The following is a 22294-nucleotide window of genomic DNA, read 5'->3' as shown; positions in this document are numbered from 1 at the left end:
CAGCGCATGCGTGCCCGCCGCAGGGCCCCTGCCGCAGGCGAGCCGTGCGTCCGCCCAGTCGGCGTGGTCGTAGGTGATCCCGTTCCCGCCGTCCGTGACGACCAGCCGCAGTGTCGTGCCGCCGGTGAGATCGGCGGTCAGCCGCAGCGGCGGATCGCTGTTCGTCCGCACCCCGCTGTCGGCGACCTTCACCGCGTCCCGGTAGACCTGGAAGTTCACCGAGCCGCCCGCGGTCGACTCGTCGTCCACCCCGACGTCCACGCGCAGCGAGGTGCACGCACCGCCCAGGTGGTACGTGATGTCGCTCGGGGCGTGCGTGCCGAGCCCCTTGGCGTACGTCGTCCCGCCGATGGTGAGGGTGTGCCCGTCCCCGGCGGCCTGCTCGCCGTTGCTGAGGTTGCGCTCGACCGGGCCCCAGCCGTTCGCCGCCGAACTCCAGGCCAGGTCGCCGAGTTGGCTGACCCCGGTCGGCGGAGGCACCGGGGCTCCGGGTGTCACGCGGTACATGACGGTGCCGTGTGCGGGCACCGACGCGCTGATCGTGCCCGAGGTGGTGCTCGTCTGCTTCGACCACAGGTCCTTGAGCGCGTACGACGTCGTTCCCCCGAGCCCGATCGCCTCCGCGGTCGTGGTCACCGTCCTGGCCGTCGTGTTCTCGTTCGTCAGCGTCACCGAACGGCCGCCGTCGGCAAGGGCTTTGGACATCACGACGAGCCCGCCACCGCTCGACACGACCGTGCCCTGCCGTCCCAGGGTGTCCTGGTCGACGGCGATGACGTCCGTGTTCTTGAGTACGTCGAGTGTCGCGGAGGACACGGTGCGCAGGTCACTGCCGATCAGCAGGGGTGCGGCCATCTGCGCCCACAGGCTGAAGTGGGTGCGGTACTCGGTGTCGGTCATGCCGCCGTTGCCGACTTCGAGCATGTCGGGGTCGTTCCACGCGCCCGGCTTCGCGTACGGGGCCAGGGCCTGGTTCTGGTGCGCGATGCCGATCATGCTGGACCAGGAGTCGGAGATGTCGCCGGTCGTACGCCATGAATTGCCGTACTCCGCCGCCCAGTTCCAGGGCTGGTTCTCGCCCCACTCGCAGATGCTGTACACGATCGGCCGACCGGTGGCCCTGAGGGCGTCGCCCATCGCCTTGTAGCGCTGCCTGGCGTCGACGCCGGTGTTGTTGCAGTTGTCGTACTTGAGGTAGTCGACACCCCAGGACGCCCACAGATTGGCGTCCTGCTGCTCGTGCCCGAGCCCGCCGGGGAAGCCCTGGGTGTCACAGGTCTTGGTGCCCGCGCTGGAGTAGAGGCCGAACTTGAGCCCCTTGGAGTGGACGTAGTCGGCAACGGCCTTGATCCCGTTCGGGAAACGGACCGGGTCGGGCACGAGGTTGCCGTTCGCGTCGCGGTTCGGCAGCGCCCAGCAGTCGTCGATGTTGACGTAGGTGTATCCCGCGTTCTTGAGCCCCTGCGAGACGAAGACGTCGGCGATGCCCTTCACCATCGTCTCGTTGAACTCCGCACGGCAGTGCGTGGAGTTCCAGTTGTTGAAGCCCATGGGCGGGGTGCGGGCGAGGCCGTTGTCCACGGTGGGAGCGGCGCGGGGCGCGGCCGATGCGGGCTGCGCCACCACGAGCGCCGAGGCGGCCAGGGAGAGCGCGGCTGCGACGACGGCGAATCTCTTCGCGTGCGGGCGTCGTTCGTCGGACAAGTGCGTCTCCCCGGGGTGAGTGGTGCACAGGACCAAAAAGAGCCGAACGAAAGTCACCACATCACAACGGGGTGTCCAGAACATGTCAAGGGTGAAGGTGGATGGAGTGGTGTCGGTGCGACCGAGGGTGGCGTCTCCTCGGTGATCGGTGATCGGTGATCGGTGATCGGTGATCGGTGGACGGCGGGCGTGGTGAGGTCGTGGCGTGCGGGCAGTACCGGGCTCACCCCATCCGCCTGCGGGCCTGTTTCACTTCCTGGCTGACGGCCCAGGCGTCGGCGACGGGACCGAGGTGGCCGAGCTTGTCCGGGTTGATGACCGAGCGGATCGCCTGGATCTGCCCGTCGAGGACATCGAGAGCCAGGGAGTGGAGCACCTTGCCGTCCCGGTCACGGAAGACCGCGCCCGGCTGACCGTTGATCTCGTGCTGTTCGAAGGTGATCTCGATCCGGGCCATGACCGGGTAGACGGAGGCGAGCAGGCGGGCCACGTTCTGCGCGCCGACCACGGCCTTGGCCAGCTGCGGGGCCTTGCCGCCGCCGTCCCCGACGAACTGGACGTCGGCGGACAACAGGCTCTGCAGCCCGCCCACATCACCCTGCGACAGAGCCTCGAAGAACCGCGCCGACAACTCCTGGCGCTCCCTGCGGTCCGCCTCGAACCGGGGGCGCCCCTCGCTCATGTGGCGGCGCGCCCGGACCAGCAGCTGCCGGCAGGCCGCCTCCGAGCGGCCCACCGCCGAGGCGATCTCCTCGAAGCCGAACGCGAAGACCTCCCGCAGCACGAACACCGACCGCTCCAGCGGGCTGAGCCGTTCCAGGAGCAGCAGCGCCGCCATCGACACCGAGTCGGCCAACTCGGCCGCGCGTTCCGGGTCCTCGTAGGGATCGTTCAGCAGCGGCTCGGGCAGCCACGCGCCGGCGTACGTCTCCCGTCTCACCCGGGCGGAGCGCAGCACGTCGATCGAGATACGGGTCACCGTGGCCGACAGGAACGCCTTGACCGAGACGGGCCGCGTCGTCGAGGCGTCGAAGCGCAGCCACGTCTCCTGGACCGCGTCCTCCGCCTCGCCCACGCTGCCCAGAATGCGGTACGCGATCGAGAACAGCAGCGGCCGCAGCTCCTCGAACTCCTCGACCTTGCTCACGCGTTCTCCCCCTTGTGGTTCTTGTAGTCCTTGACCCGGCAGCGAGGCCCGTGCCGACAAGGCATCCTTCGATGATCATCCAATACGTGGGCGGACGGCGGTTCAGTGAAACTGGCCGGCCACGTAGTCTCCGGCGGGCTGCTGGGTGATGACATTCAGCCGGTTCACCGTGTTCATGAACGAGACCAGGATGACCAGCGCGGTGAGCTGCTCGTCGTCGTAGTGCTGCGCGGCGCTGGCCCAGACCTCGTCGCCGACCCCGCCGGCCCCGTCCGCGACCCGGGTTCCCTGTTCCGCCAGTTCGAGGGCGGCCCGCTCGGCCTCGGTGAAGACCGTCGCCTCCCGCCACGCCGTCACCAGAGCGAGCCGCACCGCCGTCTCGCCGGCGGCCGCGGCGTCCTTGGTGTGCATGTCGATGCAGACCGCGCACCCGTTGATCTGGCTCACCCGCAGGGCCACCAGCTCCTGTGTGGCGGCCGGCAGGGGCGACTCCTTGAGCGCCTTCCCGGCCGACATGAAGTACTTGATGGCCTTGCCGGCGATCGGGCTGGCGAAGTAGTTCAGTCGCGCGTCCATGGTGTGCTCCTCCGTGCTCGGTTGGGACTTCACCCACGAGACGAGACAGCCCGCGCCACTGTGACACGCAAGGATGTGACCTGAGTCTCTCCAAGCGCGGCGTCGAGTGGGGGGGGGAAGGGGGCTCCTCCTGGCGGGAGGAGCCCACTTCGGGAGATGGGTGACGGGTTATTCCGTACGCAGTCCATCCGGGCGCATCATCCGCAGCAGCGGCGGCAGGCTGAGCAGCGTGACCACGGCGACCACGGCCGCGCCCACGCCGGTCATGGTCAGGACGCTCGGCCAGTCCATGGCCACCGGTGTACGGGTCATCTTCAGCAGCACCGAGCCGAGGGTGACACCCACCGTTGTGGCCAGGAGGAGGCCGAGACCGACCGGGAGGGCCGTCTGCCACAGCAACGACAGGCTCAGCGTGCGGCGCCGCGTGCCGAAGGCGACCAGCGCGGAGAGCAGCTTCCTGCGCTCGCGCAGCTGTTCCAGCTGGGAGACCAGCAGACTCGCGCCGATCAGTGCCAGCACGAAGGCGGAGCCGACGAACAGACCGGTGCGGAGGGAGGTGTACTTGGAGTTCTCCTGCGTCGCCGACCAGCCGAAGGCGAGTGCCAAGGGGTCGATCCGGGCGACGGTGTTGCGCACGTACTCCCGTGCGTCCGGCACCGACGGGTCCAGACGCAGGTAGACCCCGTCCGAGATCAACGCGGGCGCTGCCTTGGCGGGCAGGGCGGCGGGGGTCACCAGCAGACCGTTGGCGTCCTGCAGTGAGTCCTTGCGCGCGTCCACCAGCCGCAGGTTCGCGGGAACGGTCCAGGGCACCTCGCGGCCGCGTTCGGTGGCGTCGCCGTACGAGGGGTCGATGTACAGCCGCCGGCCGGGCTTGACGACGGCGATCTCGGCGGCGTTGCTCGGGGTTTCGTAGTGGCTTCTCGTTCGGGTGATGAACACGTCGCCGTCCTTGCAGGAGGGCAGTGTGGCGAGTTCGCGCAGGGCGGTGCAGTTGCCCACGGTCAGGCCGTTGCTGTTCTCCGGGTCGCGACGCGTGTCCCCGTACGACGAGATGGCCGGGGCCACTGCGGCCCGTACCCCCTTGGTGCCGCTGAACTCGCGCTCGACACCGGACAGCGTCTTGGGGTTGCTGAAGATGACCTGCATCTGGACCCGGCGGGTGTCCTGGCCGGTGGCCTTGGTGTACTGGCTCTGCGTTCCCGTGAACAGCATCTGCAGGGCGATGGCTCCGGCGACGGCGACGGCGATGCCGTTGACCATGCGTGCGGCGGTGCCGCTGCTCAGCTGCAGCCGCCGTACCGCGAGCTGCCAGGACAGCGTGCCCTTGCCGAGGCGGACGACGACCGCCTCCACGACCCAGGGCAGCAGCGCGGTGATGCCGATCAGCAGCAGCAGTACGCCGCCGATGACGAGGTACTGGTTGAACTCGCCGTTCTTGCGGCCCTTGCCGATCATCGGGTAGAGCATCGCGAGGCCGGCCAGCGGCGGCAGCAGTCGCCACCACAGCCGGCGGCTGCGCTGCTTGGCCGCGCGTACGACGCCCAACGGTTCCACCACCACGCCGCGCAGCGCGAGCAGCGTGACGAGTACGGCGGCGACCGGGATCGCCAGCGCGACCAGCGCGGCGAGCACGGGGGAGGGATCGAGGTAGCTGGGCCAGACGCTCACGCCCAGCACCTCGGTGGAGCCCAGCGTCTGCCGGCAGAGGAGGAAGAAGCCGGAGCCTACGACCAGCCCGAGCAGGGCTCCGGCAAGTGCTTCGCCCGCCGCGATCCGCCGGGTCATGTGGCTGTCCGAGCCCACCAGGCGCAGCGCGGCCAGGCGTCGGTCGCGGCGCTCGCCGCCGAAGCGGACGGCGGCGGCGATGAACACGGCGACGGGAGTCAGCAGCATCACGAACACGACCAGGACCATGAGCAGCAGCACCGGGTCGGTCTTCTCGGCCGGGGCGTCCGGGGGGCCGTACTCGGTCAGCCGGTGCGCCGCGGAGGAGGCCGTCAGCCCCGAAGCACCGGCGTAGTAGGCCAGTTCGTGGGAGCCGATGAGTCCGCTCTCACCGATCGTGCCGGTGATCCTGTAGGGCAGCCGCTCCCGCAGCAGCTTGGCGCCGTCCGAGGCGAGCAGGTCCTTGAGCGCGGGGGAGACCACCATGTCGCCCTTGCCCGGGAAGCTGTCGACCCCCGGGGGCAGCGGCGCCCGCTTGCCCTCGGGCTCCAGGAGCCGGCCGCGGACGTCGTCGTCGTGCCAGGTGGTGTCGGTGTTGGCGGTCAGGAAGGTGTTGTCGGCCTTCTGCGGGGCCTTGTCGGAGTACCTGTAGTCGTAGCGGGCGTTCTCCACCCTGTCGCGGGCGGCGAACACGTTGGGCAGGGCGGTGCACAGCAGGAGCAGTGCCACGCCGAGGCCGACGCCGACGGCGGTGAGCGTCATCCGGGCCCAGCCCTCGCGTCCGCCGGTGACGGCGAAGTGGACTCCCATGGTCAGGTCTCTGGCCCACTGACGAGGACTCATACGGCGCGCTCCATGTCACGGGACTTGCCGTCGCGGACGACGACCTCGCGGTCGGCGTAGGCGGCCACGCGTGTCTCGTGGGTGACGAGGACGACGGCCGCGTTGGTCGAGCGGGCCGCTTCCGTCAGCAGTTCCATCACGCGCTCGCCGTTGGCGGAGTCGAGCGCGCCGGTGGGTTCGTCCGCGAACAGCAGGCGCGGGCCGGTGACCAGCGAGCGGGCCACGGCCACGCGCTGGCCCTGGCCGCCGGAGACCTCACCGGGACGCTTCGCCTTGAGGTCGTCGACCTCCAGGCGCTCCATCCAGCCGAGCGCGGTCCGCTCGGCGTCCTTGCGGGAGGAGCCGTTCAGCCGCAGCGGCAGGGCGACGTTCTCCACACAGGTCAGTTCGGGCACCAGCTGACCGAACTGGAACACGAACCCGAACTCGGAGCGGCGCAGCGCGCTGCGCTGGGCATCGCTCATCTTCGCCAGTTCATGCCCGTAGTAGACGATCGACCCGGAGTCGGGCGGCACGATCCCGGCGAGGCAGTGCAGCAGCGTGGACTTGCCGGACCCGGAGGGGCCCATGATGGCGACGACCTCGCCGGGGTGTATCGAGAATCCGGCGCCGTCCAGGGCGTGGGTCGGGCCGTACGTCTTGCGCAGGTCGTGCGCGATGAGCAGGGCACCGGGGGGAGAAGTCGTCACAGGGTCACAGCCTCACGGAGTTTGTCGACTCGGGCGGCGGTCAGCTCCAGCCAGCGCAGGTCGGCTTCCAGGTGGAACAGGGCGTGGTCGCAGATCAATTGGTCCGCCAGATCACCCTTGCGCTTGCGGTCGGTGAGGATCCGCATGCTGCGCAGATGCTCGGAGCGCTGGGTGTCGAGGATCCCGGCGGCGTCGCGCCGGGTGAGCAGGGCGAGGACGACCTTGGTGTAGAGGGTCGACTGGAGGTATTCCTCGGGCTTCTCCGGGGTGGCCAGCCACTGCTGTACGTCGGTGATGCCGGCGTCGGTGATCGCGTAACGCTTGCGCTCGGGACCGCCGCCCGCCTCGATCCCGTCGACCTCGACGAGACCGTTCTTCAGCAGCCGGGACATGGTCGAGTAGACCTGGCCGTAGTGCAGCGGCCGGTCGTGACCGAACTTCTCGTCGAAGGCCCGCTTGAGGTCGTAGCCGTGGCGCGGGCCGGTTTCCAGTAGCCCTAAAAGGGTGTGACCGATGGACATGACCCGCACTCTACACACCGTGTATACGTCGTGTGTATACGCGCCGTGTATACAGGGTGTGCGCAGGTCGTGGCGCGGTGTACGACAGTGCAGGTCAGGGAGCCGGGAGTGCGGATCGTCACGGTTGGGAAACAGGCGGATCAGCGCCCGGGCCGCGCGGTGGTGTTCCGGGGGACGGCCGCCCGCATGGCCGGGAGACGCGCCGCGTCGGGTCTATGCGCCGCTCGGCTCCGGCACCAGCCGCGCCATCACGGCAGGCGGCAGCGACGGGTTGGCGGCAGCCGCTTCCACGACCTGCCAGTCGTCGTCGGCGAGCAGGTCGACGATGACCGGCGGCGGGAGGGCCGGGTGCCCGGCGGCTATGGGCCGTGCCCGCCGGTCCGCCAAGCAGGCGAGCAGGGCGGGGCCCGTAGCGTTGCTGTGCCGGGCGATTTCCCGCAACGCCTTCCGTACCGGCGGCAGGAGCTGGGCCAGGTCCTCCAGCAGTGCCGGCGGTGCGCCCAGGTTGGCCGCCACCCTGGCAACGACCTGAACCCCGTGCCGTTCGACCATTCCGCGCAACTGTCGCTCGCAGAGGCCCGGATGGGGCGCGATGGACTTGACCACCCTGGCATCCCGGTCGGCGGCCAACGCGTCGCGGATCTCGTCCGGCAGATCGCGCCGTTCGGCCAGCAGCATCCGTACCGCCGGATTCGACGACCTGGCCAGCTCCTCGACCTCGGCGGGGGAGGCGGTTGCAATCCTCGGCAGCAGCGTCGGTCCGAGCTTGACCGTGCCGGCCAGGCGGGAGAGTACGTCCAGCGGCACGCGCGGGTTGTGCGCCACGCTGCGCTGCACGTCATGGTCCCGGTCGGCCGCCAACGTACGGATCAGGGTGTCGTCGATCGCCGGGTTTCCGGCGAGGTCGGCGCGCACGCCGGGCACAGGGTCACCGGCGAGCCGCGCCCCCACCTGCGGCGGCAGGTCGGTGCGGGCGGCGAGGTGCAGCCGCAGCAGCATCGAGGGATGGTCGGCGAAGCGGACGACGGCTTCGACAGGCGTGGCAGGGTTTTGCAGCGCCAGCCCCGCGGTCTCAAGGACGGTCGACTCGTGCAGTCCCGCGCACGAGGCACCGGACCGCAGATCGCAGTCGAGCCGCGGGCATTCCGAATCGTGCACGAACGGCGTCTGTTCAACGTCGCAGACCAGGCACCGCTGCGCCGGAGGCAGCCCCTCGCCGGTGATCAGCATCGCCAGTACGTCCGGCGGCGTCGCCTCGTTGGCCGCCAGCGCGCGGCGGACCTCGGCATGCGGATGCCGCGCGAGCCGCACGGCCATGTCCGCCGACGTCCACAACGCGAGCTCCGCGACAACCCGTACGTCCCGGTCGGCAGCCAGCATCTCCCGCACAGCGAGCGGGAGGCCGGGGCAGGCGGCCAGCTTCTCCCGGCGCTCAACCTCGGGATCCGCCGCGAACAGCCGCGCCCACGCCGGGTCACCGGCCCCCTCGTCGAGCAGGGCGAGCGCCGCCCGCGGCTGCGCGACGGGATCGATGTCGGCAGAAGTCAGCCGGCCCTCGTACGCAAGCCGCACCGCGCTTTCCCCGACCCGCGCAGCCAGCGCAACCGCCTGCCCGTGGCTGAGGTCCGCCCGAGTGGCCAGGTCCTCGGCGATGTCCGCGTCCGCAACCGAGATGAGTCGCTCGACCAGCTCGAAGGGCAGAGCCGCATTGGCGGCGAGTCCGCACAGCACATGATTCACAGGAGGACATCCTGCCCGCACCATGGCCGAACTGCCGGTGGATTTCGACGCCGCCGAGCTCCACGGGCACTCCCGAGCACTCTCTCGTGCGTCAGGGAATGAGTGTGAAACTCGCCCGGTAGACGTAGCCCGGCATGATGGGGCTCCACACGAAGCCGTGCCCCATGGTGAGGATGTCTGTCTTGCCGTCGGGGTGATCCAGGTCGTTCATGACGTAGCTGATGGAGTACGAAACCGTAGCCGGAGCCGACCCCGACCACTCGTAGCAGCTGAGGTTCACCGGGTGCTCGTCGAAGTCCCTGACGGCCGTGGGGTTGTCCGGACTGAGGAAGATGTGGCGGATGTACTGCGGAAACACGGACCAGTCCTGGCAGATGACCTCGGTTGTCCGGGAATCGGCCGAGGCGGCGGGGGCCGGTGCCGTCAACGGGACGCTGAGGGCGGCGGCAACGGCCAGCAGAACAGCGGGTCTACGCATGGTCAGCTCCCGTGGATATGCCGATGGGCCATTCATTCTGACAACGAGTGCCGCCTTCCACAGGACGGATTCGAGCCCCCGTGCCCTGATAACCCGTCAATGCCGGAACGCGATCGCGTCGATCACCTGCCGGTGATCACACCACCGCCCACCCGGTTTCGGCGCTGTCAGGACGGTCTCTGCGCGAAAGCCGCCGGCGAGAACGTGAAGGCCACATAGGTGCGTCCGCCCACCTCGAAGTGGGCGTCCTCGGCCATCCCGTAATGCCGGTGCACCGCCAAGGAGCGCTCGTTGGCCGTCTCGACGAACGCAACGGCGAGGTCGAAGTCCTCCTTCAGCGCGCGGCTGAGCTCCCTGAGCAGCTTCGTCAGCACCCCACGCCCTTGGAAACGGTCGTCGACCGCGACGGGGCCGTAAAGGAAGAGCCTGCCCAGGTCGCGCCCGTCGGCCGCCTTGGTGACCGCTTGGACGGCTGCTGTGGCCGGGTGTTGTGGCGGGAGCCAGCCCGGTTCACTGGTGATCGCAAACCCGGCGAGTTCCCCCGCGGCGTCGGCGACGAAGATGCCCGGGCCATCCTGGAAACGGTCGAGGAGTTCGCCCGTCAGGCTGCCCTGCACAAACCCTCGACGCGCCCGTTCCTCATCGCTGAGCCCCACTCCGCGAGCCTTGTCCATCAGGGACAGGATCGCTGCGTGATCTTCGGGACGGGACCTGCGTACGTTGATCGTCACGCAGCAGACACTACGCAAAAACGCCGGCAACAGGGCCTTTTCGCCCTCGGCGCGACCACGTCACCCACCCCCACGGCCATGTCCAACTCCGGCTGGGCCGGGACGGGTTGTGGTACGCGTACGAATCGGAACCGGGCCACGACGACTGGTGGTCCCGCGGCACCCCAGAGCTCGCTCCGGTCGGCGCCCTGACCGGCAACGAGCGCGGCCTCTGTCAACTGATGTGCCACTACACTGCGCCGTGGCACCACAGGACACACAACAACTGGCCGAAAGCGAACGGGAGCGGCATGGCTACGGGGGGATGGGGGCCGGGGAACGGCCCGGGTCAGCCTGGCGGCAACGGACCGGGAGGCCAGGGCGGCTGGGGCGCTCCCTACGGACCACCACAGGGCGGCCCGTACGGTCCGCCGCCACCGCATCCGGGCCCGTACCAGCCGCCTTACCACCCCTACGGCCCCCAGCCCGCGAGGCCCGCTGCCCGGCGCCGCCGCGGCTGCCTGTCGTTCGGCGCTCCCTTCGGGCTCGTCGGTGCGATCCTGCGCTCCGCGCACCGCGTCGCCACCAGGCTCTTCGCGCATGAGGGTGACGGCCGGATCGAGGACCGCACCGTGGACCGCGTCCAGTTGGCCCGCACGGTGCTCGGTGCCGCCGCCACCGTCGCCCTGATCCTCGCCTACAACGTGGACCCGAACCGCTGGGAGGAGGCGGGGAAGGCCGGTGCCGCCCAGCTCATCATCGCCCCGTTCGTGCTGATCATCGCCGCACCCCTGGTCATCGTCGGATTCATCTACTACGCGCCCCCGCACCTGCGGCCGTACCTGCGCTCCCGGCTCCGCGCTCCCCTCAAGGCGGTCGGCTGGTACGTGCTGTCGTTGGTCGTCATCGGCGGAGTCCTCGCTCTGACGGCCCTGACCGTTGACGCCGACGACGGGAAGAGCTGGTGGGAGTACGCATTGGCCGTCGCCTCGCTGATCGTGGTCGTGTGGGGTTTTCCCTTCTTCTTCATGGCGTCGCTGTACTCGGCCCGCAGTGCCTTCAACAGCGCCCAGGTCCACCCGATGCTGCCGCCCGTCCTCACCCTGACGCTGGTGTGGGTGTTCGCGGCCTTCAGCCTGATAGGCGACGGCTTGCCGGGGGGCCCGCCCGTCGTCCAGTTCTGCTCCACGCTGGGCGGGCCGCTGTCGGTCACCGCCGTCTCGCTGTGGGAACTGCGGCGGATGAAGACCCGTTTCGGCGTCACCCTGCGCGCCTCCTGACACATGGACCGCGTATGGCTTTTCTCTCTCATCCCCCTGGCGATCGGCACGGTCTTCCTCGGTTTTGGTGTGCACGGCCTGCGCCGCGCCGGCGCGCTCCGCCGTACCGGTGTCACGGCCAAGGCCTGGATCCTGCGTCATGAGGCCAGGCGGGACGACGAAGGGTCCACCTTTCACCACCCCGTCGTGGCCTGGACGGACCGGGACGGGCGCAGGTGCGAGTACTCGTCCAGGTTCGGCCGCGCAGTGGTCACAAGCGGCTTCGGCGTGGGGGCGCAGGTCACGGTGACATACGATCCGCAAGCCCCCCACGTGTTCGCGGTTGAGGGCTGGGACATGAAGGCGGTCGACCTGCTGTTCACCGTGCTGGGATCGGTGCTCACGGCGGGCACGGTGACGGTGCTGCTCGTCCGGCTGCTCACGCTGTGACCGTGGCTCGCTGACAGCCGGGCGGCAGGCGGACGCGCGCCCTGGGCACTTGAGACTCAACTCGCCCGGTACTGCCCGGGCGTGGTCCCGTGCTCCCGTTTGAAGGCGTGCGAGAAGGCGTACGGGGTGCCGTAGCCGACGTCGCGGGCGATCACCGCCAGTGGTTGTGCGGTGTCGCGGAGCTGTGCCGCTGCGAGGGTGAGCCGCCACCAGGTGAGGTAGGCCATCGGAGGCCGTCCGACCAGTGTGGCGAAGCGGCGTGCCAGTGTGGGACGGGAGACCTTCGCCTCGGCGGCGAGGCGGTCGTTGGTCCATGGCGCTGCCGGGTCCGAGTGGAGGGCGCGCAACGCGGCGGTTGTCACCGGGTCGCTGAGTACCGCCGGCCAGAGCCCGGTGCCGCCCTCGGTCATCCAGGCGCGGACCATGTAGACGAGGAGAAGGTCGAGCAGGCTCGGGACGGCGATGCATGCGCCAGGCTGCTGCGTATCAAGTTCGTGGCCCAGCAGATCGATGGCGGTGCGCAGTTCACGGTGGCTGTCGGGGCGGTTGGGCAGATGGACGACGTCGGGCAGCTCCGCCATGAGCGGGTGGGCACGGCTGCGGTCCAGGCGGTACTTGCCGCACAGCATCCGCACCACGCCGCGACCGGCTCGGGGCTCATGCGCCCGCCTGTCGGTCCACTGCTCGAACCGCACCGCACGTTTCACGCCTGCCGCGTCGGCCGGGGCGTCCGCGATCACATGCCCGGTGCCGTGCGGCAGCAACACCGCGTCGCCCACACCGAGCGAGACCGGGTCGCCTCCATCGGGCAGGAGCCAGCAGCTGCCCTCCAGGACGACATGGAAGCCCGCGCCGTCGTACGGGTCGAGCCGCGCGCACCAGTTCCCGCTCGCGCGCACGCGGGTGGAGGACGGCCGCCCGATGCGTACGGCTGCAATCGCGTCGCTCACCACATCCATCGGCTCAGGGTATCGCCGACCGCCGCCCTCGTGAGAGGAATGCGTATTCGGGTGATCCGAACAAGCATTGAGAGGCTCACGTATCGCTTCATAGGGTCGACGTCATGATCAACGAAAACGTGTGGCGCCTTGTACTGGGAGACGTCGAGGTCATCCGGGTGGTCGACTGGCAGGGGCCCTACATCCCCTCGCTCGACCTGCTCCCGGGCAGCACCAGCGAGCTGTGGAAGGCCAACGAGGCCTGGCTGGCGCCCGACCACTGGGATCCGGAGACGGACCGGGCTGTGGTCGCGTTGCAGAGCTGGGTGTTGCGCAGCGGCGGACGGACCGTTGTGATCGACCCCGGCGTCGGCAACGGGCGCGAACGGCCCGGGGCACCGCGATTCCACCACTGGCAGGGTGATTTCCTCGGCGGACTGGAACGGGCCGGGGTGCGCCGAGAGGACGTGGACGTCGTGGTCAACACGCATCTGCACGCCGACCACGTGGGGTGGAACACCACTGCGGCCGACGGCGGTTGGGCACCGACGTTTCCCAACGCCCAGTACCTCGTCCCGGCCGCCGACGATGCCCACTTCGGCCCGGAGAACGGGTACGCGAACGGTCTGCGCGAGGTCGACCGGCTCATCTACGAGGACAGCGTGGCGCCCATCCACCGGTCCGGGCAGGCCGTGCGGTGGGACGGCGCCCACCGGATCGACAAGAACCTCACCCTGGAGTCCGCCCCCGGCCACACGCCCGGGTCGTCCGTCCTGAGGCTCACGTCCGGGAGCGACCGGGCGGTCTTCGTCGGCGACCTCGTACACAACCCGCTCCAGCTCCTGCGGCCCGACTGCAGCAGCTGCCTTTGCCACGATCCGGTACGCGCGGCGGCCAGCCGTATGCGGATCCTTGAACGGGCAGCGTCCGAAAAGGAATTGGTGGTACCGGCGCACTTCGGCGGTGCCGGTGCCGTCGAAGTGCGCAAGGAGCACGGACGGTTCACCCTCGGTGCCTGGGCCAGGCCTGCCGCGGCGGTCGCGGATCCCGACAGCGGCCCGCCTCGGACGGCCGCTGCGCCCCGCACCTCGTCGAACTAGTCTGCCGGGGTGCGGTGTGTCTCCACTGCCGTGGCCAGATGGCCGGCAAGGGGCTCAGGCAGTGCCTGGCCGTCAGCGGTCTGCAGGAGGGCGGCGGCGATCAGGTGCAGTTTGGTGTTGCTGTGCTGGGATGCGGTCACGAGGGCCTGCCAGGACTGCTGGGTGGTCAGGTGGAAGGAGGCCATGAGCATGCCGCGGGCCAGGTCGATCGTGGCGCGGGTCTGAAGCGCCCGGCGCAGCTGCGCGTTTTCGGCCGCGAGGTCCTCGCCGGCCGAGTCCGCGGTGGGTGCCGGCTGAGCGGGCGTCGGTCTTGCGGTGGTAGCCGGGTGCGCAGGGGGCCCCGCAGCGTCCACGGTGAAGTGCGGGAGGGTGTGGGCAAGGCCGAGCGGCGAGTCCGCGGCCGGACTGCCGGCGCGCGGGGTGAGGCTTTCGGCGGTCTCGTGGGCACGGCGGCGCACGTGCAGCAGGGCGGTGAGGGCGGAGCAGTCACGGAAATCGACCCCTGCGAGATCCAGCTCCAGGCCGTCGCTGTCGTGGTTCAGTGCATCGCTGAGGGTCTGCTGCAGTGCCTGGTCGCTGTCCAGGTCGAGTTCACCGGACACGGTCACGAAGAACCGGTCACCGGCCGTGTCGACGCTGAATGTCACGGGCGCCGGCGTCGGTGACTGCTTGAGCGTGGTGCCGCACTCGGGGCAGGGCCCCTCGTTGCGGGGGAGAGTGGCGTGGTGGGACATGAGGACTCCCGCACGTACCGGCTTCAGGACTACTCCAGCATCACCCGGCCCTCTTTTCATGTCAACCAATACATGAAACGAAATACGTCCTTTGCAATGCGTGAACTGAGTATCGTATCGTGGGGCCATGGATCGAGCGCCGCAACCGCACGCAGGCTGGACCTTCCTGACCAATCACTCCCGGGTGCTGGCCGCCATCGCGGAAGACCACACCGTCCGCATCCGCGATGTCGCCGTCCGTTGCCAGCTCACCGAGCGTGCTGTGCAGAAGATCATCGTCGACCTGGAAGAGGGCGGCTACCTCACCCACGTCCGGGAGGGCCGCTCGAACGTCTACCGCGTCGCTCCCGGCACGATGCTGCGTCATCCCTCGGATGCCCCGGCCGCCGTCGCAGACCTGCTGGCCATCCTGATCCGCCACGACTCGACGCGCTCCATGGCGTCCACCCCCGAGGCGCATGAAGCCCACGGACTCGACGGCTACAGCCATGAGATTCACAGGCGAGCCGTTGACAGCGATCAGCCGTCGGGCGGCGGCTGATCAAGGCCGGGTCTTCTTCGCCCACTGGCCTGCACGAGGGGCTCCTGCCGGTCGCAAGCGGCCCTCGGCAGGAGGTGGTCTCCCGGCCCGCTGTGATGGCGTACGGTAGGGATCACCGACGCGGGGTGGAGCAGCTCGGTAGCTCGCTGGGCTCATAACCCAGAGGTCGCAGGTTCAAATCCTGTCCCCGCTACTGCATGACGCAGGGCCCGGATCCACACGGATCCGGGCCCTACGTCGTTGCCGGCGCGGCAGGCGGTGTCACGGCCGCGGTCGGGGCGGCAGTGGCGCACTGCGGTGATCGTGGTGATGCAGGGGCCCAAGAACGTCGCCGCAATGTGTGCAGGTCAATCGGTGATCGTCACGCAGGGAAGACCGACGCTCTCGCCGCCGCGGAAGCCTTCCGCGCACAGCCGGGTGCCCGGCGCGAAGTGCCGCTGGGGATAGGCCTGGTCGCGGTAGGTCCGGAACGCGTCGACGTCCTCGACCTTCGTGTTGGCGCCCCACCCGTCGGTGGTCCACACGCGCGCGGAGATCCTGTGGGGCTGGTTGGTGTTGATGACCGACACCTCCACCCTTCCGAGATACGTCCCCGTGTCGTAGGTCTCGATACAGACGGCGTTGTTGCACCACTTGCCGGCAGCCAGCGCAGGCGGCCCAGCGGCGAAGACCAGACCGACCGCTGCAGCAGTCGCCGAAATACCCGTAACCATCTTCCGAAAGGCAGTCATACCTTGATCAACGAACGCTCCGGGTCCTTGTCACGCGCAGCCACCCACCGCGTGCCCGGCGTTGGCCCAGTCGAGTAAGTCACCGACGTGATTCGTGATCCGCGACGGATCCACCAGGGCCCCCAGCGCGTGGCGCCGAGTCCGACACGAGACGGCCGCCGACGGCGGTGCGATCGTCGCGTGTGGCGACCAGGTCGACGACGATCCCGCCGCGATGGTGCTCGCCGAGTGCCGTTGCAACGGCGTCTGTCACTGCTGCGACGAGCCGGGCCGCGATCTGCGGACCGTCGGCCCGGGTGAGCGCCTTCTCCCGGATGGCGAACGTCACGGTCGGCGCCGCATCTCGGCGGGCAACCCCGCCGACGGCCCAGCGGCCTGCCGGGAGCCCAGCGAGCTGTACGACGACGAGGTCGCGTGCCCACTCTCCGTACACGGAGGTGACCGCGTCCGTGAGTCGGGCGATGAGGTCGTTCTCGCGCCCGGTGAGCTGAGACTCGAGAGCGTGGACGGTGAGATGAGGCATGGTCGGTTGTCTCCCGTGGTCGGAACTCGGCGTCGGACCTCTGCGCCGAGACTTCGTGGACCGCCCGGCAACCTGCGCGCCGAGCCGTCCCGGACGCGTGCTGCGGCGAACCGCGGGCATGCGGTCGCCGTTGTGGCCGGCCGCTGCGGCCGCCACCCACATCGACGTGGCGATGGCCTCGATCGTCAGGAGACGGGCCGCCGTTGTCGCCCGCTGACATCCGCGGGTCCTGATCCGTCGTATCTCGCAGGGGGATCCGTACGTGGCGAGCGAAAGGCGCTGACCGAATGGACATCACAGGCGGAAACGAAGACGCTCCGGCGCGGCCCGGGGACGAGCCGCTCATGTCGCAGCGGCGCAGCCTCGCCAATCTCGCCTACCGACTGCTCGGCTCGCTGACCGAGGCGGAGGATGCCGTCCAGGAGGCGTACGCCCGCTGGTTCGCTCAACCTGTCGAACGCCGGGGCGCTGTCGCGAATCCCGGGGCCTGGCTGACCACCGTCGTGAGCCGGATCTGTATGGACCAGCTCCGTTCGGCGCGTATGCGCCGGGAGCGATACGTCGGTGAGTGGATTCCGGAGCCACTGCCGGCGCGGGCCGAGTGGAGCGCGCTCTCCCACGGCTCGACGACAAGAGATCCGGCCGACCACATCACGCTGGACGAGTCCGTCGAGATGGCGTTCCTGGTCGTGCTCGACTCGATGACGCCGGCCGAGCGCGTCGCCTTCATGCTGCACGATGTCTTCCGGGTGCCGTTCAACGAGGTCGCGGAGATCGTCGGCCGCACGCCGGGTGCCTGCCGCGAGCTCGCCTCGTCGGGCCGTCGACGAGTGGCTGCTGCCCGCACCCACGGTGCACAGGCCCGGCGGCGTTCTGCCATCGTCGGTGAGTTCCGCCAGGCGTGGCAGGCCAAGGACGTGGATGCCCTGGTACGACTCCTCGACCCGTCGGTCGTGGCCATCGCCGACGGTGGCGGTCGCGCGATGGCCTCGCCGGTGCCGGTCCAAGGCCACCAGCGGGTTGCGGAGTTCCTCGTACACCTGGCGACGCTCGCCGGTCGACTCGACCTCCTTGAGCGGACCGTCAATGGCCAACCTGGCCTTGTTGCGGTCAACGGCAGTCAGGTGCTGACCGTGTACGCGTTCGACACCGACGAGTCCCACATCCGACGTATCTGGGCGATTCGCAATCCGGACAAGCTCCGGTCCTGGGGCAGTTGAGGTGCGCGTCGGCCTCGAACCTGACAACTCCCGCTGCAGGGCCGTCGATCGGTCGGGCCGTCGGCGCGCTTTGATGCCGTGCTCGAACCGGCCGGACCCAGATCTCCGAAAGGAAGCATCGATGTCGTTCAACTCGCACACCCTGCACCTGACCGTTCGCGGCACGGACGAGGCATCCGCCTGGTACCAAAAGGCCTTCGGAGCCGCAGAGCTCACCAGGCTGGTGGTACCCGGCGGCCGGCTGATCCACGTCCAGATCCGCATCGGGACGCTCACCCTGATGCTGGCCGACGAGTTCCCCGAGATGGAGTCCTTCGGGCCGCAGCACTTCGGCGGCACCTACGGCGCCATCTATCTGCATGTCGACGATGTCGACGACACCTGGCAGCGGGCCGTGGATGCCGGAGCCACCGTGATCCGCCCATTGAGCGACACCTTCTGGGGCGAGCGAGAAGGCCAGCTGCTCGACCCCTTCGGTCATCGGTGGGGGCTCACGCAGCATCTCCGCGACGTCCCGCTCGCCGAGCTCCAGGAACTCACGACCGAAGCATTCTCCGGCCTCACCGCAGGCTGAACGCCGGGGCGTCGGCGGCACGTTCGGGAGGGACTCTCCGAGTGCGACCATGGTCAGCACCGGGTCGAGCACCTGTCTGACCGCCGGCGTCCCTGACCGACGCCGGATTCTAAGATCTACGGCATGGCAACACGACTCGTGCAGATCAATATGAAGGCGCTGGACGACTCCGCGCTCGGCCGGTTCTGGGCGGAGGCACTCGGTTGGGGTATCGACAGCGAGGCACCCGGCGTGACCAACCTCGAACCCGTGGGCTTCGCCTACCCAGACCCCGTGGCCGTCTGCATCGACATCATCGCCCGCCCGGAACCCAAAACGGTGAAGAACCGGGTCCACCTCGATCTGGCCACCACCTCGGTCGCTCATCAGGCGGAGTTGGTCGCGCGACTGACGGATCTCGGCGCGACGCTCGCCGACGTGGGCCAGGGCGACGTCCCCTGGACGGTCATGGCCGACCCGGAGGGCAACGAGTTCTGCGTCCTGGAGCCCCGTCCGGTCTACCGGGACACCGGGCCGATCGCCGCGGTGGTGGTCGACTGCACCGACCCACGAGAGATGGCCCGCTTCTGGGACGAGGCGATGGACTGGACGCTGCACGAAGTCACCGACGACCACGCGACCATGCGCTCCGCCCAAAACGTCGGCCCCTACCTTGAGTTCATCCGCACCCCCGACACCAAGAGCGTGTGGAACCGCGTCCACCTCGATGTCTGCCCCTACCCCGGTGACGACCTGGCAGCAGAGGAAGCCCGACTGCGTGCGCTGGGCGCCACCGACCCCGGAATCGACCAGTCCACAATCTCCTGGACGATTCTGGCCGACCCGGAAAGCAACGAGTTCTGCCTCCTCACGCCCCGCTGACCTCGAGCAACGGCGCGGTGATCCAGCGCTTGTCATCGGACGCCAGGAAGGCTCAGGCGAAGTCTGCTGCGGTGATGCCGTCGGGATGTCCGGACGGCCACTCCACCAACTCGATGCGATAGCCATCCGGGTCCGTGAGCCACGACGTCTTCGGGCCGTGCGGGCCGCCCGGGTACTGGAGGGGTTCGGGCCTCAGGCCGGCTTCGGTCAGCGTCTCCATGGTGGTGGCGAGCTTCTCCACCTGGATCGCGAGGTGGTCGAAGCCGCTGCCCACGTCGACCGGTCCGTCGCCGGGGCGGTGGACCAGTTCGAGCGAGGCCGCCGGTTCGTCGGGGAACTTGAGGATCACGAGGTGAGCGCCGTCGCCGACCTCGACCCTGCCCAGTTCGGTGTAGCCCAAGGCGGTGTAGAAACCGAGCGAGCGGTCCAGGTCGGTGACGCGGTAGGAGACGAAGAGCGTCTTCACGCGGCCTCCTCGGGGCGATGCAACCGGTAGCGGAGATGGGTGACGTCTCGATCCTCGAGCCGTCGGACGAGGTCGAGTTCGATGTGATCGCTACCCAGGTGGTCGAACAGCCGTCGGCCGTCCCCGAGGAGGACCGGAACCAGGTGGATCTCCAACTCGTCCATCTGCCCGGCTCGGAGAAGTGCTTGGGCCGCCCCCGCCCCATGGACCATGACCGGCCGGTCCCCTGCGGCTGCGCGAGCCTGACGGGCGCAGTCCTCGACATCGGTGATGAAACGCGCGTGGCCGGGTGGCACGTCCCCGTCATCCACCTGGTGGGTGAGTACGAAGATCGGCACGCCGTCGTGGTGGTCGCCCTGCCAGCGCCCGGCGAGTTCGAAGGTCCGACGGCCGGAGATCAGCGCGCCGGTCGCCAGCGCTTCGCGGTAGACGTCGCCGCTCGGACCGTCGGACTCCCGGTCGTCGAGCCAGTTGAAGAGCCGTCCACCGTCGCGTCCGAGCTCCTGACCTGGCCGATCGTCCGGGCCGGCGATATAGCCGTCGAGCGACATCGACATGTACAGCCGAATGGGATTGTTCATCCTGGCCTGCATCTCTCCTCCATGACACCGGGATCCGGTCTGATCCTCCGGCGGGGCGGGTTTGTCACAAGGAAGACTTCAGGCAACCGGCAAACTCATCGGCCCGACGCGCCGCCTGCTGCCGGGCGGACTCGACGAGCTCGAAGAGTGGCGAATCGACTGGGAAAAGGTGTCGCCCGAGCGCGCAGCGGATCGTATCGTCGCCGTTGTGAAGCTGCTCTCCGTCAATATCGGCCGGCCCCATCCCAACCCGTGGAAGGGTCTGAGCTCGACGGGCATTGACAAGCGGCCCGTTGACGGTCCGGTCGCCGTTACCGCCCCCGGCCCCAAGGGCACCGGCGCGGTGGGTCTGGCCGGTGACCGGGTCTACGACCTGAAGCACCACGGCGGCTCCGACCAGGCCGTCTACGCCTATGCCCGCGAGGATCTCGACGGGTGGGAGGCCGAGTTGGGCAGGTCGCTCGCGAACGGGGTTTTCGGAGAGAACCTCACGACCCTGGGGCTGGACGTCAACGGCGCCCTGATCGGTGAGCGCTGGCGGATCGGGCCGGATGTCGTCCTGGAGGTGTCGTGCTCGCGGATCCCGTGCGCGACGTTCCAGGGCTGGCTGGAGCGTGACGGTTGGATCAAGCGGTTCATGCAGGCCGCGCGGCCGGGCGCGTATCTGCGCGTGATCGAGCCCGGCGATATCCGCGCCGCTGACCCGGTCGAGATCGTGCACCGGCCTGATCATGATGTGACCGTCGAGCTCGCCTTCCGGGCCATGACTCTGCAACCGGAGCTGCTTCCGCGGCTGCTGGTCGCCGACGCCCTGATTGAGGAGGGCAAGGAGCTGGCCCGCCGGCGTACCACTGCGTAGGCACCGACGTCTGGCTGCGCCTGCGTGAGTCGCCATGACCGCGGAACTCCTTGGAATCGACTATCCAGGGCTCGGCGGACGAGCCGGCTAGTGCGCCACCCGGTAGCGGAGGCGCCCCTTGATCCTGGTCTTCGCCTGCGACGAGCCCCGGCCTGCGCCCGCTGCATCTCGGCGTCCGAGACCATAAGCAACTCACGGACAACGTTCCTGCGTACGGCGGGTTGAACGGCCGTTCTTTAGGCCATGAGGGCAGTCTCCCGGCCGCGACTGCGACGGTCACCGGCCGGCGTACCGCAGTCTTCCTCTGGCGCCACACCGATGGCCCGTGCCGCAGCCCAAGGAGAGGTTCATGCCCCGACTCCCGTACCTGGCCGGTATCGCCGCGACCGCCGTCGCCCTCGGCGTGCTCGCATCCGCTCCCGCATCCGGTGACGAGCCGATCGTGTCGCAGCCGCGCGTGGTCGCCCACTTCGACTTCGCCGCAGGGGAGACACCCGAGAACATCGCGCTCGAACCCGACGGCTCCGCCGACCTGACCTTCGCTTTCGCCCGCCAGGTCGCCAACGTGACCCGGCACGGAAACATCCGCGGACGCGTCACCCTGCCCGCCGTCGCGCACCCGAACACCCCCATCATCCACAACGCCATCGTTCTCGGCATCGCCCGCGCTCACGACGGCACCCTCTACGTCAACTACGCCACCGGCACCAGCAAGACCGGCATCTGGCGCATCGCGCCCGACGGCAGCAAGCCCAAGCAGATCGCCCAACTGCCCACGAACGGGCTGCCCAACGGCCTCGCCCTCGACGAGCACCGGGGCGTGCTCTACGCGGCCGACTCGGTGCGGGGAATCGTCTGGCGCGTGCCGGTGACAGGAGGCGAGCGCACCGCGTGGGCCACGGCAAAGGCCCTCGGCCCGGTCCCGTCCAAGACCGGCTTCGGGGCCAACGGCATCAAGGTCCACGACCACGCCGTCTGGGTGTCCAACACCGACCGCGGGACGCTGCTGCGCATCCCCGTACGCCGAAACGGCTCCGCGGGCAGGCTCGAGACCCAGGCGACAGGGCTCGACGGTATCGACGACTTCGCGTTCACCTCACGCCACGCAGACACCGTCCTCGCCGCGGTGAACGGCACCAACCAGGTCGTCGTGGTGCGCCCTGGCGGTACCCACTCCGTCGTTCTCACCCAGCAGGACGGGATCTCGAACCCGACCTCCGTGGCCGTACACGACCGGAGGGTCTACGTCCCCAGCGCCGCGTACTTCGCCACCGAGCCGGACCCGAACCTGCTCCTGGCCCGCCTGAACCGTCGATAGGGGTCTGGCCAGGCGTGACCAAAGGGACGGGCCCGCTTCCCGGGCCCGTCCTTCTCGCTCTGC

At 69.3% G+C, this 22294-nt stretch carries 23 protein-coding genes, 1 tRNA gene and 1 pseudogene; 10 read left to right on the top strand and 15 right to left on the bottom strand.

The window, feature by feature from the left end:
• Positions 1 to 33: 33 nt before the first annotated feature.
• The 9 genes and pseudogenes from ACN6LB_RS17515 to ACN6LB_RS17475 all read right to left on the bottom strand — a co-directional run.
• Positions 34 to 1704: pseudogene (locus ACN6LB_RS17515) on the bottom strand (NPCBM/NEW2 domain-containing protein); the annotation flags it as partial.
• 223 nt (positions 1705 to 1927) lie between these two features.
• Positions 1928 to 2851, bottom strand: coding sequence for an RNA polymerase sigma-70 factor (locus ACN6LB_RS17510; protein WP_445026722.1), 924 nt, complete (start codon positions 2849 to 2851; stop codon positions 1928 to 1930).
• Positions 2852 to 2953: 102 nt separating this feature from the next.
• Positions 2954 to 3427: a carboxymuconolactone decarboxylase family protein gene (locus ACN6LB_RS17505; RefSeq protein WP_445026721.1), complete on the bottom strand. Its 474-nt coding sequence runs from the start codon at positions 3425 to 3427 to the stop codon at positions 2954 to 2956.
• A gap of 168 nt (positions 3428 to 3595) precedes the next feature.
• Positions 3596 to 5938 (bottom strand): ABC transporter permease, encoded by a 2343-nt coding sequence (locus ACN6LB_RS17500; RefSeq protein ID WP_445026720.1) that lies wholly within the window; start codon positions 5936 to 5938, stop codon positions 3596 to 3598.
• Complete coding sequence (locus tag ACN6LB_RS17495) at positions 5935 to 6627, bottom strand: ABC transporter ATP-binding protein (RefSeq protein ID WP_445026719.1); 693 nt, start codon at positions 6625 to 6627, stop codon at positions 5935 to 5937. The genes ACN6LB_RS17500 and ACN6LB_RS17495 overlap by 4 nt, the downstream gene beginning before the upstream one ends.
• The gene (locus tag ACN6LB_RS17490) at positions 6624 to 7148 is read right to left on the bottom strand and encodes a PadR family transcriptional regulator (protein WP_445026718.1); all 525 of its coding nucleotides are present in this window, start codon (positions 7146 to 7148) and stop codon (positions 6624 to 6626) included. Before ACN6LB_RS17490 ends, ACN6LB_RS17495 begins: the two co-directional genes overlap by 4 nt.
• Before the next feature lie 213 nt (positions 7149 to 7361).
• The gene (locus tag ACN6LB_RS17485; protein WP_445026717.1) at positions 7362 to 8888 is read right to left on the bottom strand and encodes a hypothetical protein; all 1527 of its coding nucleotides are present in this window, start codon (positions 8886 to 8888) and stop codon (positions 7362 to 7364) included.
• 91 nt (positions 8889 to 8979) lie between these two features.
• The gene (locus ACN6LB_RS17480; RefSeq protein ID WP_445026716.1) at positions 8980 to 9366 is read right to left on the bottom strand and encodes a hypothetical protein; all 387 of its coding nucleotides are present in this window, start codon (positions 9364 to 9366) and stop codon (positions 8980 to 8982) included.
• Positions 9367 to 9533: 167 nt separating this feature from the next.
• The gene (locus ACN6LB_RS17475; protein WP_445026715.1) at positions 9534 to 10097 is read right to left on the bottom strand and encodes a GNAT family N-acetyltransferase; all 564 of its coding nucleotides are present in this window, start codon (positions 10095 to 10097) and stop codon (positions 9534 to 9536) included.
• Positions 10098 to 10387: 290 nt separating this feature from the next.
• On the opposite strand from ACN6LB_RS17475, the gene ACN6LB_RS17470 reads away from it, so the two are divergent.
• Both ACN6LB_RS17470 and ACN6LB_RS17465 read left to right on the top strand, forming a co-directional pair.
• Complete coding sequence (locus tag ACN6LB_RS17470) at positions 10388 to 11356, top strand: hypothetical protein (RefSeq protein WP_445026714.1); 969 nt, start codon at positions 10388 to 10390, stop codon at positions 11354 to 11356.
• Positions 11357 to 11359: 3 nt separating this feature from the next.
• Positions 11360 to 11785, top strand: a complete 426-nt coding sequence (locus ACN6LB_RS17465) for a DUF3592 domain-containing protein (protein WP_445026713.1) — start codon at positions 11360 to 11362, stop codon at positions 11783 to 11785.
• Between the two features lie 56 nt (positions 11786 to 11841).
• Here the strand turns inward: ACN6LB_RS17465 and ACN6LB_RS17460 are convergent, their stop codons facing one another.
• On the bottom strand, positions 11842 to 12744 hold the full coding sequence (locus tag ACN6LB_RS17460; RefSeq protein ID WP_445026712.1) for an AraC family transcriptional regulator: 903 nt from the start codon (positions 12742 to 12744) through the stop codon (positions 11842 to 11844).
• A gap of 104 nt (positions 12745 to 12848) precedes the next feature.
• Here ACN6LB_RS17460 and ACN6LB_RS17455 point away from each other — a divergent pair, with 104 nt between their 5' ends.
• Positions 12849 to 13823 carry an MBL fold metallo-hydrolase gene (locus ACN6LB_RS17455; protein ID WP_445026711.1) on the top strand — a complete coding sequence of 325 codons (975 nt, stop codon included), beginning with the start codon at positions 12849 to 12851 and terminating at the stop codon, positions 13821 to 13823.
• Here the strand turns inward: ACN6LB_RS17455 and ACN6LB_RS17450 are convergent.
• Positions 13820 to 14557, bottom strand: coding sequence for an ANTAR domain-containing protein (locus tag ACN6LB_RS17450; protein WP_445026710.1), 738 nt, complete (start codon positions 14555 to 14557; stop codon positions 13820 to 13822). The two genes, ACN6LB_RS17455 and ACN6LB_RS17450, sit on opposite strands and share 4 nt — an antisense overlap.
• 127 nt (positions 14558 to 14684) lie before the next feature.
• Between ACN6LB_RS17450 and ACN6LB_RS17445 the strand changes: the two genes are divergently transcribed.
• Positions 14685 to 15098 carry a helix-turn-helix transcriptional regulator gene (locus ACN6LB_RS17445; RefSeq protein WP_445026709.1) on the top strand — a complete coding sequence of 138 codons (414 nt, stop codon included), beginning with the start codon at positions 14685 to 14687 and terminating at the stop codon, positions 15096 to 15098.
• A 119-nt stretch (positions 15099 to 15217) separates the two neighbouring features.
• Positions 15218 to 15291: transfer RNA gene (locus tag ACN6LB_RS17440), tRNA-Met, on the top strand.
• Positions 15292 to 15445: 154 nt separating this feature from the next.
• Here the strand turns inward: ACN6LB_RS17440 and ACN6LB_RS17435 are convergent.
• Both ACN6LB_RS17435 and ACN6LB_RS17430 read right to left on the bottom strand, forming a co-directional pair.
• Complete coding sequence (locus tag ACN6LB_RS17435) at positions 15446 to 15811, bottom strand: hypothetical protein (protein ID WP_445026708.1); 366 nt, start codon at positions 15809 to 15811, stop codon at positions 15446 to 15448.
• 97 nt (positions 15812 to 15908) lie between these two features.
• Positions 15909 to 16352, bottom strand: a complete 444-nt coding sequence (locus ACN6LB_RS17430; protein ID WP_445026707.1) for a tautomerase family protein — start codon at positions 16350 to 16352, stop codon at positions 15909 to 15911.
• 344 nt (positions 16353 to 16696) lie between these two features.
• Here ACN6LB_RS17430 and sigJ point away from each other — a divergent pair, with 344 nt between their 5' ends.
• The 3 genes from sigJ to ACN6LB_RS17415 all read left to right on the top strand — a co-directional run bounded on the left by sigJ (position 16697) and on the right by ACN6LB_RS17415 (position 19007).
• Positions 16697 to 17572, top strand: a complete 876-nt coding sequence (sigJ, locus tag ACN6LB_RS17425) for an RNA polymerase sigma factor SigJ (protein ID WP_445026706.1) — start codon at positions 16697 to 16699, stop codon at positions 17570 to 17572.
• A gap of 121 nt (positions 17573 to 17693) precedes the next feature.
• The gene (locus ACN6LB_RS17420; protein ID WP_445026705.1) at positions 17694 to 18146 is read left to right on the top strand and encodes a VOC family protein; all 453 of its coding nucleotides are present in this window, start codon (positions 17694 to 17696) and stop codon (positions 18144 to 18146) included.
• 123 nt (positions 18147 to 18269) lie between these two features.
• On the top strand, positions 18270 to 19007 hold the full coding sequence (locus ACN6LB_RS17415) for a VOC family protein (protein WP_445026704.1): 738 nt from the start codon (positions 18270 to 18272) through the stop codon (positions 19005 to 19007).
• Between the two features lie 52 nt (positions 19008 to 19059).
• Here ACN6LB_RS17415 and ACN6LB_RS17410 read toward each other — a convergent pair whose 3' ends face one another.
• Together ACN6LB_RS17410 and ACN6LB_RS17405 are read right to left on the bottom strand one after the other, a co-directional pair.
• Complete coding sequence (locus tag ACN6LB_RS17410) at positions 19060 to 19473, bottom strand: VOC family protein (RefSeq protein ID WP_445026703.1); 414 nt, start codon at positions 19471 to 19473, stop codon at positions 19060 to 19062.
• A complete protein-coding gene (locus ACN6LB_RS17405; RefSeq protein ID WP_445026702.1) occupies positions 19470 to 20054 on the bottom strand; it encodes a dihydrofolate reductase family protein in 585 nt (194 codons plus the stop codon). Before ACN6LB_RS17405 ends, ACN6LB_RS17410 begins: the two co-directional genes overlap by 4 nt.
• 208 nt (positions 20055 to 20262) lie before the next feature.
• On the opposite strand from ACN6LB_RS17405, the gene ACN6LB_RS17400 reads away from it, so the two are divergent.
• Positions 20263 to 20913, top strand: a complete 651-nt coding sequence (locus ACN6LB_RS17400; RefSeq protein WP_445026748.1) for an MOSC domain-containing protein — start codon at positions 20263 to 20265, stop codon at positions 20911 to 20913.
• A 349-nt stretch (positions 20914 to 21262) separates the two neighbouring features.
• Positions 21263 to 22231: a hypothetical protein gene (locus ACN6LB_RS17395; protein WP_445026701.1), complete on the top strand. Its 969-nt coding sequence runs from the start codon at positions 21263 to 21265 to the stop codon at positions 22229 to 22231.
• Positions 22232 to 22294: the final 63 nt, after the last annotated feature.

The organism is Streptomyces sp. SAS_270, assembly GCF_052543295.1.
This window is presented reverse-complemented; position numbering and strand designations above follow the sequence as displayed.